Origin of the sequence: Wolbachia endosymbiont of Oedothorax gibbosus (assembly GCF_936270145.1) — a bacterium.
Classification (GTDB): Bacteria; Pseudomonadota; Alphaproteobacteria; order Rickettsiales; family Anaplasmataceae; genus Wolbachia.
This window is the reverse complement of the sequence record NZ_OW370537.1, coordinates 950,852-967,661: the sequence shown is the minus strand read 5'-3', so window position 1 is coordinate 967,661 and position 16,810 is coordinate 950,852. Positions and strand designations below refer to the sequence as shown.

Here is a 16,810-nt window from a genome sequence, read left to right as displayed (position 1 = left end):
CTTAATACGCACTAAAACTAGTTCAGCCTAATTTATTATCTTATAGTCACATTTTAAGTTAGTAAGCATCAATTAAAATTTTTGGAGGATTATGACAACAATCAATGAAGATGTTTTGGCAAAAGGAAAGGTTGCAGCTCAACCTGAAAAAAGTGAGCAAATTCACAATAACGATACAGTAAAACAGATGGTCAATGAAGGTACTGAGAAAAACAGAAAAACATTAGATCTGAGCGAATTAAAAGAGAAAACAGCAGAAGAATTGTTAGAGTTAGCTGAAGAAAGAAAAATTTTAACTAACGGTAAAAGCAATGGTAGAATGCTAAAGCAGGAAATAATATTCAGCTTAATGAAGAAAATGAGTGAAGAAGGAGGCATAACCACAGGGAGTGGAATAGTGGAAATATTGCCTGATGGTTTCGGTTTCTTACGTTCAGCAAGTGCAAATTATGCCCCAAGTACCGATGATGTTTATATTTCCAACGGGCAAATAAAGAAGTTTAATTTACGTACAGGAGATATGGCATATGGAGAAATAAGGCCACCTGGTGATAAAGAAAGATATTTTACTTTAACTAAGGTTCAAAGTATAAACTCTACTGAAGTCAGTGAATTAAGAAAGTATGTCCATTTTGATAATTTGCTTCCTCTTTATCCTGAGGAAAGCATAGTACTTGAGTGCAATAATGGTGATGATAAAAAAGGCTTAAGCATGCGTGCTATAGATATAGTAGCTCCTCTTGGGAAAGGGCAAAGAGCGTTAGTAGTTGCTCCACCTCGTACAGGAAAAACTGTATTGCTTCAGCAAATGGCTAATTCTATAGCTACAAATCACCCTGAAGTAGAATTAATAGTGTTACTTATAGATGAAAGACCTGAAGAAGTAACAGATATGATACGTTCTGTAAAAGGTGAGGTAGTAAGTTCTACGTTTGATGAGCCTGCTTACCGTCACGTACAGCTTGCTGAAATAGTAATAGAAAAAGCTAAAAGAATGGTTGAGCATAAAAAAGATGTGGTAATTCTACTTGACAATATTACTAGACTTGCACGTGCTTATAATGCTGTTATTCCTTCGTCTGGGAAAGTTCTAACTGGTGGTGTGGATTCAAACGCACTGCAGAGACCAAAACGCTTTTTTGGAGCAGCTCGTAATATTGAGAATGGGGGTTCTTTAACTATAATTGCCACAGCTCTTATAGAGACTGGTTCAAAAATGGATGAAGTGATTTTTGAAGAGTTTAAAGGTACAGGAAACGCTGAGATCATACTTGATAGAAAACTTTCTGATAAACGTATATTTCCAGCTATTGATATTACAAAATCCGGAACAAGGAAGGAAGAGCTATTAGTTGATAAGGCTATACTAAATAAAATATGGGTGTTGCGTAGAATACTTAATCCTATGGGACCTGTTGAAGCAATGGAATTTTTACGTGACAAACTACTTTTAACAAAGAGCAATGCTGACTTTTTTAACTCCATGAATCACTAAAAGTAAGCCAGTTATGATGGACATGCTGAGCAAAAAGTAAAACGCTCTTATAGCTAAAATAATTTGGATTTACCAAAATATATTTATAGTTAAGTTGGCAATTTACCTTAAGTTAGCGCGTGACGCTGGAATGAGAAAGAAGAGTGAGTTGCTAGTTTTTCATATGGTTATTCAAGGAGTCTGATCTTTTTCTTTGTTAATATCACTCTAAATTTTCCTCAAAATAAGCTGTTTTATCCTTTTTTTCCTTATACTCTTCTGCTGTATAGAGAGGTTGCTTCTTAGCTGTGATATTTGGCCATTTTTGTGAGTATTCTACATTTATATCGTAAAATAACTTGAAAGTTTTTTGTTCGCTGCTCAGCAACTCTTCATCTAGTTCTAAAATGTCTTTTATTGAATCATCAGTTACAATTGCATCTACTGGACACTCAGGTATGCACACTCCGCAATCAATACATTCATCTGGGTTAATCACGAGCATGTTTTTACCTTCATAGAAGCAGTCAACGGGACATACTTCCACACAGTCCGTATATTTACATTTTATGCATTTATCTGTAACAAAATGCGTCATAAAACACTGTATATTTGTATTATCTTGGGTACACTAAATTGATAAGAAATTCAAGTCTTTTATGAAGATAAATAAATTGAACAACAAAGAATTAGAAGTATGGTTAAGCTTGGCTAGAACTATAGGACCAATAAAGTTTTTTAGTATACTAAGAACACATGGATCGCTAGATGAGGTGCTAAAATATCTCAATAGGGTGGCTAATAATAAGGTGTATGGCATTCAAGATGCACGAGAAGAAATCAATAATGCAGAAAGAATTGGAGCTAAAATTATACCCGCATGTGACCCAGATTACCCTGATCTTTTAAGAAATATCTCTAGTTGTCCTCCTGTAATAACTGCACTTGGTGATACATCATTATTAAACCGTGAGATAATTGCAATAATTGGTGGGCGTAACTCTTCAATGAATGGAAGAAATTTTGCCAATAAGTTGGCACTTGATTTAAGCGAAGCGGGTTTCATTATCGTTTCTGGACTTGCAAAAGGAATCGATACTGCAGCAAACAGCGTAATATACAAAAATCACCCCACTATTGCTGTTACAGCAAGCGGAATTGATGTGGTGTATCCAAAAGAGAATTTTGATCTATACAAAAAAATCACCGAGAATGGTGGTTTAGTAATTACTGAGCTTCCATTTGCTACTAAACCAAAGCCTCAGTATTTTCCTCAAAGGAATCGAATTATATCTGGTCTATCACTTGGTGTTACAGTGGTTGAAGCATCAAAACGATCTGGCTCTCTAATAACAGCAGATTTTGCTTTGAATCAAGGGAGAGAGGTGTTTGCAGTTTCTGGTTTCCCTTTAGATTCACGCTGTAGTGGTAGTAATTATTTAATTAAAAACGGTGCTAAGCTTATTGAATCTGCTGATGACATAATAGAGAGTGTTAGGTTTAATTTACCTCCGCAGCAAAAAAACCTATTTGATGTTGAGCACTATGCTGTTAACCAAAAACAAGAAAAATTACAACAGGCAAAATCTGTTATAGTTGATCATATTAACTCTGTACCTGTTGATATAGATGAACTTATATTAGCAAGCGGACTTTCTACCAACATAGCTCTAATGGCTCTTTTAGAACTAGAGTTGGAAAACAAAATAGAGCGTTCACCGGGGAATAAAATATCGTTAATTTTCTAGATTACTTTAGCTATGTCGTTTTACTAGATATTCGTACAGATATAGCTAAAGTGGCTTAGGTTTACCTACAATTTGAAAAACAACAAATTCGTCATTCCGCTACTCGTTAGCGGAATCTATGCTGAGATACCGCGAATGAATCGCGGTATGACGTAGGGAAATCTTTCTTGGGTTAGCTATATATGCTTGACACTGAAATGATGTCATTTGCTATAGGATTCTTAGTTGCTGATTTTAGAATTGATAAGAGAAAACTTTTTTTCAACTTGTTGTATAATTTTATAAAAGTGATCGAAATCTAAGCTTGCACTACCAATTAAAACTCCTGATAAATTTGAAATATTTAACAAATTTTCTATATTTTCTGAACTGACTGAACCACCATATATAATGTGTTTTTTACCAGTACACAATTTTATTACCTCAGCAATTGCATCATTGCTTGGTACACATCCTGTGCCTATTGCCCATATTGGCTCATATGCTACGGTATATTCACCGTGTGTTGGCAAGCGGTTTTTGCATTGATATTCTATTACTTCTTTTGTTTTTCCACTTTTGTAATCTTCTGAATTTTCACCTACACAAATAATTGGGTGTAAGCCTGATTCTATTGCTATTTCCGACTTAAGTTTTATTTCACCATCTTTTTCATTGGCCCTTTCAGAATGCCCAAGTATTACGTAAGTACACCCTAGTTCTTTTAACATTTCTGCGCTGATTTCACCTGTGTAAGAACCGGATTTTTTATGATGGCAATTCTGTGCTCCTATACTAATATTATTGTTCAACTCTATACTGCTTGGAAATGATGTAAAAGGAGGGCAAATTACTAATTTAGAGGTAATTTCGTTGCTCTTGTTGTTAAGTTTGCCTATAAAGTCAACAAATGAAGAACGCATTCCATTCATTTTCCAATTTGCTACTATTAAAAAGGACATCAACTTTACTTATATGAGTGAGAGTGCCGACTGTCGGACTTGAACTGACAACCTACTGATTACAAGTCAGTTGCTCTACCAATTGAGCTAAGCCGGCGTTAAACACATTAATAATATACAATTATCAATGGATTTTAGTCAACTGATTTTTAAAATACTGTATAATGAAAATAATATGAGAAAATTTTTACTGAAGCCAAAAAAGAGTCTAGGGCAAAATTTTATTTTATCGAGTGAGATAACAAAAAAAATCGTTGCTTTAGCTGGTAGTCTGGAGAATTTTAATGTCATTGAAATTGGTCCTGGATATGGTGCATTAACAAGAGAAATATTGGTGCATAATCCAAAGTCTCTACTTTCTATAGAAAAAGATAGAGATTTAGTAAAACACCATGACCAACTGCTAAATGAGCATCAAGGAAAGTATAGAATTATAGAAGCGGATGCACTGCATATTACAGAAGAAGAGCTGATAGAACGCCCAGTTAAAGTTATTGCTAACTTGCCTTACAATATCTCGGTAGCGTTATTTTTAAAGTGGTTAAATAATATAAAATTTTTTACGAGTTTGACATTAATGTTTCAAAAAGAGGTAGCAGATCGCATTACAGCAAGACCCAATTCTAAAGATTATGGTCCTCTATCAGTGCTAAGCCAGTTACTGTGCGATATAAAAAAGGAATTTGATATTGAACCTAAAGAGTTTTTTCCAAGACCAAAAATACATTCTTCAGTAATTACAGTAAATCCTTTGCTTACCCCAAAGTTTGCAGTAAATTTGGAAACCTTAATAAAATTAACACGTGCTGTTTTTGCTCAAAGAAGAAAGATGCTGAGAAATAGCTTGCAAAATATAACGAACCACGCTGAAACTGTCCTTGAAAACGCTAAATTGAGTGGAAACCAGCGTCCAGAAAACTTAACTATTGAGCAGTTCTGTTTGCTGGCAAATAATATATAGTACGAACATTATCTACCAGATCCCAGTATCGGCTACTTAGATGACAAAGGAGGACGTTATTCCAGAGTCAAGCTACTTGCATTTGTTGTAAACTCACTTTTACTCTATGGTTATCTTTTTATACTACCTTATCAACTATGTTTTTTTTAAGTTTTTTATTTGTGTAATTTTGTCACTCTCCTGAACGGATACTGTATTTTCGTATTAGAAAATACCCAATAAGCAGAGTTGTAAGTGGAATAAACCACAAAATGTAAGTGCTAGGCGGTACGATTATAATTGAATTGCCGTAAGAATTTTTTAACTCTGAGATTATTTCTTCATCAGTGTATCCATCATTGATTTTTTTACGAATTGCTTCTCGCATATCATACGCGATCTGAGATCCAGATTCAGACAATGATTCGCCAGAACATATTGGACACCTTATTATTTCAAATAAACTGGTTGCTCGTTTTTCCATGCTTTTATCTCTGAGTTTATTATCCAGAGTAAAAGCGTTTACGCCTGAGTGAAATATCAATATGAAAAGTAAACTAACTACTGCTCTCATCCTTGGTTAATTGGGTTATTTTACTGAGCTGGTTCATAAAATCAGTGATGGATAATTTTCCAATAAAGCTTGACCCTACATCATCATCGTACTTTATTGAAAATTGAATGCCATCATCAGTTGTTTTTTCTGATAAGGAAGACATTAATTTTTCAAACACATCTGAAGTTTTTGAGTCACCAATCATAAACGAGATTAATTCTTTATAATTTGATATGGCCACGTTAATCTTGCCTTTAAATGAAGACGTAACTAAATTATAATTGTTTATTCCGCCATCTGCAGCAAGAGAAAAATTATTACTTTGAATTAAAAATTTCTCTATGTTGAAATTAACTCTGGAAGCTGAGATGTGGTTTACAAATTCGTAATCAAATTTAGTGTCGATACTAAGGTAACTTTCGGGACTTGCAGTATTTTTATACCGATAAGTATAAAAATCAAATCCTAGTTTAGTATTTCCACTTGGTTCTTTATTAAAATGAAATTGAATGTAATTACTTTTACCATCCACTTCGGATATAACACTTTGCTGATTTTCTGAAACATCACATTTCAGTCCATAATCTTCGTAACGAAGTGTATCTATATAGTCTATTACGGTACTATTTCTATTGAATTGTAATGAAGATGGTAAATCATTTAGTCTAACAACAAAGTGGCTGCTATCGTTTGTGTGGCATTTTATATTCTTTTTCTCATCACCATGAACAGCAATATTGACTTCATTGCTTGGTATGTAGATATATACTGATTTATCAAACAATCTATTTTTTATCAATAAAGCATCAGATGAGATGGTTAATTGCTCATTGGAAAATTTTGGGTTTGTCACACGAAAAATTAGGTTAGAAGGAAATCCACTAAAATCATGTGAAATATCAAATTTTTCGTCGTTAATGTATAGTATTGTTTCAGCTAAAAGATTTTTTACCTTACATGCAGAAAAATACCAAAAACCACTATACGCTACAGGAATAAACAAAAGTAAAGAGATGATAATATAGATAAAAATCTTACGCATAGCTAATCGTTTCCTTGTTTATCTAATGATATGTTTCTTGTACCTCTTGGCACGGTTACGCACAAACCGTCGATATCTTTTGTGATTTTTATTTGGCATCCAAGCCTCGATGTCTCTGTTAAGCCGAAAGCTAGGTCTAACATATCATTTTCCTCATCAGATATGGGATTATGCGTTTCTACAGCATCATAAAATTCTGGATCAACAATCACGTGGCATGTAGAGCAAGCAAGAGAACCTTCACATGCACCTTCAAGCAGATCTGGATCGCTTCTGTGGGCTAAATTAAGCAGAGTTTCTCCCTCTGCAGCTTCATAGCTTTTCTTACTCCCATCAGGTAAAATAAAAGTAACAGATGGCATATTATTTCCCTATTAAAATTCTTACTAACTTCTCTATATCCTACAGGTAATAACTAATATTTGCAAACTCTTTGCAATTCCAGTATCTATTTTTGTCATCCAAGTACCCCTTTCTTGTCATTCAAGTAGTCCTTCTTCTGTCATCCCAGTGCCCCTATGATGTCATTCCAGCGCGTGACGCTGGAATCTAGTTCTTATTGTACATTTACTTGGTAAGTTTCCTGGATCCCAGTGTTGGCTACTTGGATGACAAAGAAGGGGCTACTCGGATGACACCTACGCACGCTCACTTTGTCATTCCAGCGTGTAAAACATAGACCCCAAGTGTCAGCTACTTGAACAACATCACTTTGCTTAAAAATTGCAACGTTTGTACGCAATATGACGTTAGCCGTACCTTTCCCCTTTCCCCTGAAACTAAAATCCATATACTTAACTTTAGAAACTTCAAAATATGATGCGATCTAATATTAGGCAGTTATTCTACTATATAAAACCTAATCTATCTTATTTCATTATAGCTTTTATTGCAGTTTTATTTTCAGCTTTAACTATCCTCCTCTTTGGCAGAGGCTTAAGCAATATAATTGATTCTGGTGCAGAGCATAATTTTACTACCAAACTACTCGTTGCAATACTGATAGTTTTAGCCATTTCTCTCACTGCATTTACTCGGTTATATTTCATTGGCATTGGCAGCGAAAAAGTTATCGCAAGAATCAGATATGACTTATATAGCAGTATCACTAACTTGCAACCAAGTTTCTTTGAGAACACAGGTATGCAAGATGTTATCTCAGCACTCATTACTGATACCTCTGCGCTGCAATCGATAATAAACAGCAGCTTACTGACAATATTGAGGAATTTTGTAGTGCTGACTGGTAGTGTTGCAATGCTGCTATACACAAATCTGTACCTAACCTCATATGCGGCTGCAATAGTGCCTGTACTACTCATTATTATGACCTCATTTGGAAAAAAAGTGCGTAGCTATGCACGCTTTGCCCAGGATAAATTAAGTGAGCTTGCATCATTTAGTGAGGAAAATTTTCGATCTATAGTGACTATCAAATCGTTTGTACTCGAAGAAAATGAAAAAACCCGTTTTAAGGAGCATTTAAACTCAGTATCAAAATCATACGTAAAATTAGTACTCTTGCGTGCTATTTTAGTAACTCTAGTTATCACGTGTGTGATAGGGTCACTAGTTGTTTTGCTCTTTTTTGGTATTAAAGAAGTCTTAAGTAATAATATGACCATTGGAAAACTCTCCTCATTTGTGTTTTATTCAGCGCTTGCAGCAGGAGCTATAAATAATTTGAGCGATAATATCAGTGATTTACAACGAGGTCTTGGAATAGTAGAGCGTTTATTTGAATTTAAAAATATGAAAAGCTCTATAGCAGATCCCGATGATCCTATAAAAATTTGTAGTGTTCAAAAAGGAATTTCGTTTAATGGCGTGACATTTTTTTATGAATCTCAGTCTGATAAGCCAGCGTTAAATAATGTATCATTTTCTATAAAGGCAGGTCAAGCAATATCAATTGTTGGACCATCTGGCAGTGGTAAAAGCACCGTTTTAAAGCTTCTGCTCCGTTTTCATGATCCAAACAAAGGTAGCATTACTATCGATGGGCACAACATTAAGTCAATTGCGCTAAATGACCTCAGATCGTTGTTTGGCTTAGTGCCACAAGATCATATGATATTCTCTTGCTCAATAATGGAAAATATACTATATGGCAAGCCGAGTGCTGAATATGAGGAAGTAAGGCAAGCAGCTATCGGTGCTTATGCGATGGAATTTATTGATAAGCTGCCTGATAAATTTGATACATTTGTAGGAAAAAGAGGATTAAAACTTTCTGAAGGACAAAAACAACGTATTATAATAGCAAGAGCCATACTCAAAAACCCTCAGATTTTAATACTGGATGAAGCAACCTCTGCTCTTGATTATAAAAGTGAGAATCTCGTGCAAAAAGCACTGAGCAAGTTAATGCAAAACAGAACAACAATTATAATTACGCACAGGCTATCAACCGCACTTAAAACTGACAAGATTATAGTAATTAATCACGGAAAAGTAGAAGAAGTAGGGACTCATGACTCTCTAATAAGTAAAGATGGGCTGTATGCAAAACTGGCAAAGATACAGTGGAATTGAAAGAAAATTTCAATCATACCGTTAGTTGATATGCTAGATTTATAATCAGGATTATTAAATTTTTAATCATTTTGATTTATAATAATCTCATAGTATTTTTTTAAGGATTATTATGACCCATAATTTTTTTTCATCTTCATGCACTTCTGCAGATACAGCTTGCGTAATTGACCCACGGTGCTGTATTGGACTCAATATAAAAATACTGCCTTGTCTAAAACCTGATCCAGAACCTAAACAACCAGTTGACCTTTCAAAACTTGCATTAATGATCAATCCGGTAACTGGTGATATTCTTGATTTTGCTACTAAGCAGCCGACGGGCAAAAACTTTAAAGAATGCGCAGAGATTATTCAAAACACTAAAAATGACCTTGAGATTAATTCAAAAGGTAAACTTGTGGGCAGCTGTGAAAACAGTTCTTCATGTGATGCATGTGTAGAAGCAATAAACTCTTCTGTTTCTTCTGTCCATGATATGTCAGTACCAGAGGGTGCTGTTGATATTATATAAAAGTAATGCAGTGTGTACATTGTTAGTACATGCTTCCACTTTATAGTTAATTTTTTAACAATTTTATTTACCAATGGAGGTATTTTATGCTAGTGAAAAATCTTTCTTGCCCGAATCAAGAAAATACAAATTATACATATCGGTTGCCGTTTAATACGTGCTGTCCCAGTGATACATTAGGAGTCAATTTTGTTATAGGACCATGTGATGATACTGCCAATAAAGGTAAGGTGATTTATGATAAATGTAGTAAAGACCTTAAGTGTGAAATTGATGATAAGACTAAGAATGAATTGAAGAAAAATATTAAGAGTGAATTAGAGAAAGATCTTAAGTGCGAATTTGATGATAAGACTAAGAATGAATTGAAGAAAAATATTAAGAGTGAACTAGAGAAAGATCTTAAGTGTGAAATTGATGATAAGACTAATACCAATCTCCACTAATAGATAGACAAATAGTAAAAACTACAAATAATTGAGGCTAGAAAGAATAAATATGTAGTTTATGGCAGGAAAAAGTAAAGCAATAGGAGAAGAACTATATAATCAATGCAAGTTAGAATTAAAAAAATATGGAATAAGAGGAGAGATAGGAAGAAGGTTACAAGCAATAATATCAGCAAAGGAGTATGGTATCTCAAAAGTTGCTAAAATATATAGAATTACGAGAACGACATTAATGAAATGGATTGCAAGATTTAAAGAAAAAGGTGTTATTGGGTTTGCAATACAGCCAGGGCGAGGACCTAAACCAAAACTGAACGAGGAGAAGAAGGAAAAAATAAGAGAGGTAATAGAAGAAGATGGGGCAAATCTGACTGCTAAAAAATTGCAAGGTATAGTTGAAGGAATGTTAGCTATCAAAGTAAGTGAGTCAACGGCGAGAAGGCTTATGAAGAAGCTAGGATTTACATATATCACACCTCGTCCAGCACATTATAAACAAGACAAAAACAAACAAGAGGAGTTCAAAAAAAATCTCAATGAAATTGTGGAAAAGAACCGGAAAAAGGAGGTTTTTTTTCGATGAATCGAGATTTGGAACGCACTCAAAAGTTGGACATGGATGGTTTAAAAAGGGCTCAAGAACACAAGTTAAAGTAAAAATCGGAAGAGAAAACTTCTATCTTTACAGCGCTGTAAATCCCAGGAATGGAGAGGATATTAGCCTACTTGCTCCACATGTAAACACAGATTGCATGAACATATTTTTGGAGCAGATGTCGAAAGATTTGGGGACTAGAGAAGCTTTTCTTATCATGGATTGCGCAAGTTGGCATAGGTCTAAAGGTTTAAAAACTCCTGAAAATATCACCATAATTTATTTGCCGCCGTACTCGCCTGAGCTCAATCCTGTGGAAAGATTTTGGCAACATTTAAAGGAAAATATAATAAAGAACAAGATGTATGACTCTATTAAATTACTTGAAAATGCTGTATCTGAATTTATTCGAGATATTACGGAAAGTTCGATCAAAACCATTTGCTCTGTGAATTATTTGTCTAGTTATTTATGAGGGTTGGTATAAGAATGAATTGAAGAAAAATATTAAGAGTGAATTAGAGAAAGATCTTAAGTGCGAATTTGATGATAAGACTAAGAATGAATTGAAGAAAAATATTAAGAGTGAACTAGAGAAAGATCTTAAGTGTGAATTTGATGATAAGACTAAGAATGAATTGAAAGACAAAATAAAAAAAGAAATAAAGGATGAGATAGATTGTAAGTGTGATCAGGATAAAACTTCTGATGAGGAAAAAGATAAAGATAAAGATGAAATTGTCGATGACGGAAGTGAAGGAGCCATAGAAAGTAAGCTGATAGATGAAGGACTTAAAGTTAATTGTCCAGATTATAAATCAGATAGTATGAACAAACCTGGTTGGTTTACACGAGATCTTTTGAAGCAGTTTTTACCTGATTTAATGATTAGTAAAAAGATTACGGATCATTTTGGTGAGAAAAATGTTGAGCAGTATTATGCAGAAAACTTTGCTATAACTTTCAAATGCGAAGAAGACGCCAAATGTGGAAGTAACGTGAACTTTACGTGGGATATAGCAAGCAATATGTGGTGTAATAAAGAAGGTAAACAGGGGAATGCTTGGGAATTGTGTCCTAAGGATTTTTTAAAAGGGGAAACGAGTGTTTGCTGTCCTTCAGGATCGAAAGCATCAGCATACGCTGAAAATTTCTTCCTCAATAACAAGTGTCCTAATTTAATATTAGACCTTAAGGGAAAGGAATTAGAAGAATGTGCAGGTAAAACTATAGTTGCAAAATTAGAGTCACCATTGATAATTACCGACTACTATAAAAATATAATAGATAAAAATGGTAATAAAATTGGGATAAACTACAATCAATTAAAACCTCACTTAAATCCTGATGGTACAATGAAAGACTGTGGTAATAATACAGATTGCCAAAAATACGCTAAAATAATAGACACAATCCTATGGACTTCTGACAAGGAAGTAACGTTGAAAATTCCTGATAATGCTGGAGAAAGCAACTTTTATTCCCCTAGTGTTGGTAACAATCAAGATGAGACTTTCTCTTACCATGATTACAGCAATGACTTAATATAAACTATAACTTTTCTGGGTCTTGCGACCCAGAAAAGGTCGCCTTACACAAAGAAAGAGTAGAGAGAAAATCATAACTTCAACTAGCCCCACTTATTCGCTATACTGCTATAGATTTTATAACAGTATAGTGAATGAACATTTTCAAACAGGTTTCCTCTCTAATTTCCAATAAATTAAATGAATTGAAACGAAGGGGTATCATAAATACAAGTGCAGAAAATTTTATTGTGGAACCTCCAAGCAATAGAGCACATGGAGATATTTACACAAACGTTGCTATGGTGCTCGCAAAGCATGAAAAGAAAAATCCCATTGAAATCGCAGAGGTTTTAGCCAAAGAGTTTGAGCTTTTTGATGAAGTTGCAAAAGTGGAAATAGCGGGCCCTGGGTTCATCAACATGCACTTAAAAATAGAAGTGTGGCATGGGATTTTAAAACAAATAAATGAGCTAAAAACAGAGTTTGGCACCCTAGATATAGGGAACAATCAGGCCATCAATGTTGAATTTGTATCGGCAAATCCAACAGGCCCTCTGCATATTGGTCATGCAAGAGGGGCAGTATTTGGTGATGTTTTAGCAAATTTACTAAAGAAAGTTGGTTATAAAGTTACTAAGGAATACTACATTAATGACGCTGGGGCGCAGATAGATACACTAATAAAGTCAGTATATTTGCGGTATAAGGAAGCTCTGGGAGAGAAGATTAGCATCGAAAAAGGTTTATACCCAGGTGAATATTTAAAACCGATAGGGGAGGGGCTAGCTAAAAAATATGGCAAGGAGCTTAGAGAAGAGGAAGATAATTGGGTAATTAGAGACTATACTTTAAGTTCTATCTTAGAAATAATAAAGGAAGACATGAACTTGCTTGGAGTAAATCATGATGTCTTTACTTCAGAGTATGAGCTACAAAAAAGTGGCAAAATTGAAGAGAGTATAAAAATATTGTCTGATAAGGGTTTGGTATATGAAGGGTACTTGGAGAAACCAAAAGGCAAAGAAAGTGAAAATTGGACTTCCAGAAAAGAAATGTTATTTCGCTCTACAAAATTTGGTGATGATGTTGACCGTGCGTTGAAGAAAGAGGATGGCAGTTGGACTTATTTTGCCTCAGATATCGCTTACCATTTTGATAAGATATCACGTGGTTTTAACAATATGATCGTAGAGCTTGGTAGTGACCACGGTGGTTATGTCAAAAGGCTCAAAGCAGTCGTCTCTGCGCTAGAAGCAAAGATAGAAGTAAAACTGCATAATATTGTGAATTTTTTTGAGAATGGCAAACCTGTTAAGATGTCCAAAAGATCAGGAAACTTTCTTACAGCCAGGGATGTAGTGGAAGAGGTTGGTAGGGATATCACTCGTTTTATAATGTTAACACGCAAGAATGATATGGTCTTGGACTTTGATTTTGCTAAAGTTAAAGAGCAGTCAAAAGATAATCCTATTTTTTATGTGCAATATGCGCATGCTCGTGCTCATTCGTTAATGCGTAATGCTCCAAAAGAGCTCCCAACAGCAGATCCTTCACTTTTAAAGACAGGTGGAGAGCTCTTCCTCATAAAAACCTTAGCAAAGTGGCCAGGTGTGGTAGAAACTGCAGCAAGGCTTTATGAGCCACACAGAATTACTTTCTACTTACTTGAAGTTGCAGAAGCATTTCACGTTTTATGGGGGTATGGCAAGAGTATGCGGTTCATACTGAAAGACAATCTAGGTCTTACTTCTGCAAGAATGTTTCTCGTCCAAGCCTTAGTGCACGTCATCGCTTCTGGACTTTCTATCTTCAATATAGAGCCTTTGGAAGAAATGAGTTGACTTTTTTTGTGCAAGATTGTTTTTTCAACGAATAGAGAAGTTGACAAAATTAAGTAAAAATGTTATAGTTTATAGTAGTATTTTTTGGTTAATATATGGCTCACAGTCAAAAAAAGCTCAATGTTAATGTAAGTTTTGACAGTAAATTGGCTCAGTATCTTACAGAAATGGCAGAGATTCAAAATAAAACTATCCCTGAAGTTTTAGTAGATTTAGTGGAAGAAGAGTTCGAAGAAGATGTAGAGCTATCTGAAATAGCTGACGATCGCCTCTCTGAAGGTGAAGAAGAAGTAGAGGATGATGAAAACATCTGGAAATAAAACTTACACTATAAAATTCTTAAAAAATGTTATTGAAAAAGAAATTCCAGCTCTTCCGGCAAAGATTAAATTAATGGTTCAGGAGGCCATAAAGAAACGCCTTACAGTTGATCCTTTTAATCTAGGAAAGCCTTTATGCCATAGCTTTAGAGGGCAATATAGGATAAGGGTTAGCAACTACCGTATAATTTACATCATAAATCATTCAGAACGTAAAGTACTTATTACTGCAGTGGGGCATAGAAAAAACATTTACAAACACAGAAGATTACACAATTAAAAATATAAGAAAGACCTCACCTCATGCAAGCCTTAGATCGCTTCTGGACTTTCTATCTTCAATATAGAGCCTTTGGAAGAAATGAGTTGACTTTTTTGCCATAACATGTGATAATTAAAATATTATTGAATTTGTAGGTAGAGCTATGGCAATTAAACATGAAGAGTGGAAAGAAATATTAAGTACAGTTAATGAAAAAGGGAATTTAAGTAAGGACAATATAATTGAGAAAATAAAGAGGAATTAAAGAAATATCTAGAAGAATATGAGAAATGGGAAGAAGCTGGTTTTGGTGTAGATTACCTGTTTGAAGATAATCAATTTACATTATTACATGTAGCTGCTTCATGTGGCTATGCAAAAATAGTAAACCTTCTAATAGAAAATGGGGCAAATGTTAACGCAAAGATTGATGTAGGAGAAGAAAAAGGTATTACTCCTTTACATTGCGCTGCTGGAGAGGGCCATACAGAAGTAGTAAAAATTCTCATAGCAAATGGGGCAAATGTTAACGCAAAGATTGATGCAGGAGAAGCAAAAGGTATTACTCCTTTACATTGCGCTGCTGGAGAGGGCCATACAGAAGTAGTAAAAATTCTCATAGCAAATGGGGCAAATCCTTTATTAAAGAATAATTCTGGAAAAACTCCAAGAGATTTAGCTAGAACTGGTGATATAAAGAAGCTTCTGGAAGAAGCAGAAGAAAAACAACTGAAGCAGCAAGCACTTAATAAAAGTATTTCTGCCGGTGGTGCAACCGCATTATTAGGCACTGCCGTAGCAGTGGCACTTTTGGGAGTGTTAAATAAACTGTGTCAAACCGCATTTTCAGTTCAACTCAATTTTCAATCTGCCGGGAAAGAAGACATCAAATTGAGACATAGTTAAAGCCCAATTAGGCAGAGCCATAGTCCATTTTTGCTCTACCTTTTTTATAGCACAATATACCTGTTTGTACAAGGCATTTGTGCTAGTAAATGAACCTTTGGTTTTAGTAAATTTTCTGATTTGTCTATGCAGTCCCTCAATAGGATTGGTGGTATAAATCAGCTTTCTAACTGGCCCAGAATACTTAAAATAACCAGACAAATTTTCCCAATTATTTTGCCAAGATTTCACAACTAACGGATACTTTTCGCCCCATTTTTCTTCTAGCTCAAGTAAGTAATTCTCAGCAATTTCTCTGCTTGCAGCACGATATATTTTTTTCAGATCATTCATGAAAACTTTCACATCTTTGCTGGATACATATTTTAGAGAATTTCTTATCTGATGTACTATACATAGCTGTACTTCTGCTTTAGGAAACGCACTATTTATCGCTGCAGGAAAGCTTTTTAGCCCATCTACACAGGCAATCAGGATATCTTCTACTCCTCTTTCTTTGAGATCATTTAGCACTCCCAACCAGAACTTCACTTTCAGCCAAATAAAAGCCCAAGACTTCTTTTCTGCCATTTTGATCTATACCTAATATATTATACATACATTTACTTACACAATGTCCATCCTCTTTGACTTTAAAAAACCATAAACACTATTGGATATACGGACTGCAGCGGCCATTCGTTGATTATAGGCAGTAATTTGTCGGTAATACTTGATATCTCTGCTGCCGATATTTTGTGATCGTAAATTTCTTCTACATGTGACGCTATATCTCTATAGCCCATACCACTGGCAAATGTGCTCAAAATCTTCGTTTCAAGCTCTGGTTTGTTTGCCTTTTTTTGACTATTTGGGGTTCAAAGCTTCCCTCCCTATCTCTGGGCGTCAAAAGCTCAAATGAACCTGCGCTTGTGCGTAAAGTTTTTGCATTTCTCCCATTTCTTCGATTATTTTCTTCACTTTCAGCCAACAAGTGATTTTCTATTTCACCTTCTAGACTTGCTTCCAGCAGCTTTTTTATCAATGGTGTTAGCACACCATCCCTTCCTGTCAATGGTCTACCTTCTCGTATAGACGACAAGATATTTGTTTCTAATTCTTTATAATCTACCACTCCGGTAGTTCTGTTTACTACTTTCTGACTCATTGTCAAACCTC

Annotated in this window: 17 protein-coding genes, 1 tRNA gene and 1 pseudogene; 12 read left to right on the top strand and 7 right to left on the bottom strand. The window is 34.8% G+C overall.

Annotated features, from left to right (window positions below; genetic code table 11):
• The first annotated feature begins 91 nt into the window (after positions 1-91).
• Entirely contained in the window at positions 92-1,495 is a 1,404-nt protein-coding gene (gene rho, locus NBW37_RS04715; protein ID WP_250295935.1) for a transcription termination factor Rho, read from the top strand.
• Between the two features lie 202 nt (positions 1,496-1,697).
• Here the strand turns inward: rho and NBW37_RS04710 are convergent, their stop codons facing one another.
• Complete coding sequence (locus NBW37_RS04710) at positions 1,698-2,072, bottom strand: ferredoxin family protein (protein WP_250295934.1); 375 nt, start codon at positions 2,070-2,072, stop codon at positions 1,698-1,700.
• Between the two features lie 61 nt (positions 2,073-2,133).
• Between NBW37_RS04710 and dprA the strand changes: the two genes are divergently transcribed.
• Positions 2,134-3,222, top strand: coding sequence for a DNA-processing protein DprA (gene dprA, locus NBW37_RS04705; RefSeq protein ID WP_250295933.1), 1,089 nt, complete (start codon positions 2,134-2,136; stop codon positions 3,220-3,222).
• A 221-nt stretch (positions 3,223-3,443) separates the two neighbouring features.
• On the opposite strand, the gene NBW37_RS04700 is transcribed toward dprA, so the two are convergent.
• Entirely contained in the window at positions 3,444-4,163 is a 720-nt protein-coding gene (locus tag NBW37_RS04700; protein ID WP_250295932.1) for a triosephosphate isomerase, read from the bottom strand.
• 24 nt (positions 4,164-4,187) lie between these two features.
• Positions 4,188-4,260 (bottom strand) — tRNA-Thr (locus NBW37_RS04695).
• 78 nt (positions 4,261-4,338) lie between these two features.
• Here NBW37_RS04695 and rsmA point away from each other — a divergent pair.
• Positions 4,339-5,124, top strand: coding sequence for a 16S rRNA (adenine(1518)-N(6)/adenine(1519)-N(6))-dimethyltransferase RsmA (gene rsmA / locus NBW37_RS04690; protein ID WP_250296998.1), 786 nt, complete (start codon positions 4,339-4,341; stop codon positions 5,122-5,124).
• Positions 5,125-5,296: 172 nt separating this feature from the next.
• Here the strand turns inward: rsmA and NBW37_RS04685 are convergent, their stop codons facing one another.
• Genes NBW37_RS04685 through NBW37_RS04675 form a run of 3 tightly spaced genes read right to left on the bottom strand, consistent with a single transcriptional unit; the run spans position 5,297 to position 7,063 of the window.
• Positions 5,297-5,677 carry a cytochrome c-type biogenesis protein gene (locus NBW37_RS04685; RefSeq protein ID WP_250295931.1) on the bottom strand — a complete coding sequence of 127 codons (381 nt, stop codon included), beginning with the start codon at positions 5,675-5,677 and terminating at the stop codon, positions 5,297-5,299.
• On the bottom strand, positions 5,661-6,701 hold the full coding sequence (locus NBW37_RS04680) for a hypothetical protein (RefSeq protein ID WP_250295930.1): 1,041 nt from the start codon (positions 6,699-6,701) through the stop codon (positions 5,661-5,663). The genes NBW37_RS04685 and NBW37_RS04680 overlap by 17 nt, the downstream gene beginning before the upstream one ends.
• A 2-nt stretch (positions 6,702-6,703) precedes the next feature.
• On the bottom strand, positions 6,704-7,063 hold the full coding sequence (locus NBW37_RS04675; protein WP_250295929.1) for a ferredoxin family 2Fe-2S iron-sulfur cluster binding protein: 360 nt from the start codon (positions 7,061-7,063) through the stop codon (positions 6,704-6,706).
• A 457-nt stretch (positions 7,064-7,520) separates the two neighbouring features.
• Here NBW37_RS04675 and NBW37_RS04670 point away from each other — a divergent pair, with 457 nt between their 5' ends.
• The 9 genes from NBW37_RS04670 (at position 7,521) to NBW37_RS07765 (ending at position 15,652) form a co-directional block, all read left to right on the top strand.
• Positions 7,521-9,236 (top strand): ABC transporter ATP-binding protein, encoded by a 1,716-nt coding sequence (locus tag NBW37_RS04670; protein WP_250296997.1) that lies wholly within the window; start codon positions 7,521-7,523, stop codon positions 9,234-9,236.
• Between the two features lie 112 nt (positions 9,237-9,348).
• Positions 9,349-9,750, top strand: coding sequence for a hypothetical protein (locus NBW37_RS04665; RefSeq protein ID WP_250295928.1), 402 nt, complete (start codon positions 9,349-9,351; stop codon positions 9,748-9,750).
• A gap of 86 nt (positions 9,751-9,836) precedes the next feature.
• Positions 9,837-10,196 carry a hypothetical protein gene (locus NBW37_RS04660; protein WP_250295927.1) on the top strand — a complete coding sequence of 120 codons (360 nt, stop codon included), beginning with the start codon at positions 9,837-9,839 and terminating at the stop codon, positions 10,194-10,196.
• A 61-nt stretch (positions 10,197-10,257) separates the two neighbouring features.
• A protein-coding gene (locus tag NBW37_RS04655; protein ID WP_250295836.1) for an IS630 family transposase occupies positions 10,258-11,269 on the top strand; the annotation gives its coding sequence in 2 pieces (ribosomal slippage) (positions 10,258-10,770 and positions 10,772-11,269; 1,011 coding nt in all).
• A gap of 19 nt (positions 11,270-11,288) precedes the next feature.
• Complete coding sequence (locus tag NBW37_RS04650) at positions 11,289-12,344, top strand: hypothetical protein (RefSeq protein ID WP_250295926.1); 1,056 nt, start codon at positions 11,289-11,291, stop codon at positions 12,342-12,344.
• A 131-nt stretch (positions 12,345-12,475) separates the two neighbouring features.
• Positions 12,476-14,164, top strand: a complete 1,689-nt coding sequence (gene argS, locus NBW37_RS04645) for an arginine--tRNA ligase (RefSeq protein ID WP_250295925.1) — start codon at positions 12,476-12,478, stop codon at positions 14,162-14,164.
• Positions 14,165-14,259: 95 nt separating this feature from the next.
• Entirely contained in the window at positions 14,260-14,484 is a 225-nt protein-coding gene (locus tag NBW37_RS04640) for a hypothetical protein (protein WP_174132978.1), read from the top strand.
• Entirely contained in the window at positions 14,465-14,764 is a 300-nt protein-coding gene (locus tag NBW37_RS04635; protein WP_250295924.1) for a type II toxin-antitoxin system RelE family toxin, read from the top strand. Before NBW37_RS04640 ends, NBW37_RS04635 begins: the two co-directional genes overlap by 20 nt.
• Positions 14,765-15,067: 303 nt before the next feature.
• Complete coding sequence (locus tag NBW37_RS07765) at positions 15,068-15,652, top strand: ankyrin repeat domain-containing protein (RefSeq protein WP_370273173.1); 585 nt, start codon at positions 15,068-15,070, stop codon at positions 15,650-15,652.
• Here the strand turns inward: NBW37_RS07765 and NBW37_RS04625 are convergent.
• Positions 15,593-16,799: pseudogene (locus tag NBW37_RS04625) on the bottom strand (IS256 family transposase). The gene NBW37_RS07765 and the pseudogene NBW37_RS04625 overlap by 60 nt on opposite strands.
• Positions 16,800-16,810: the final 11 nt, after the last annotated feature.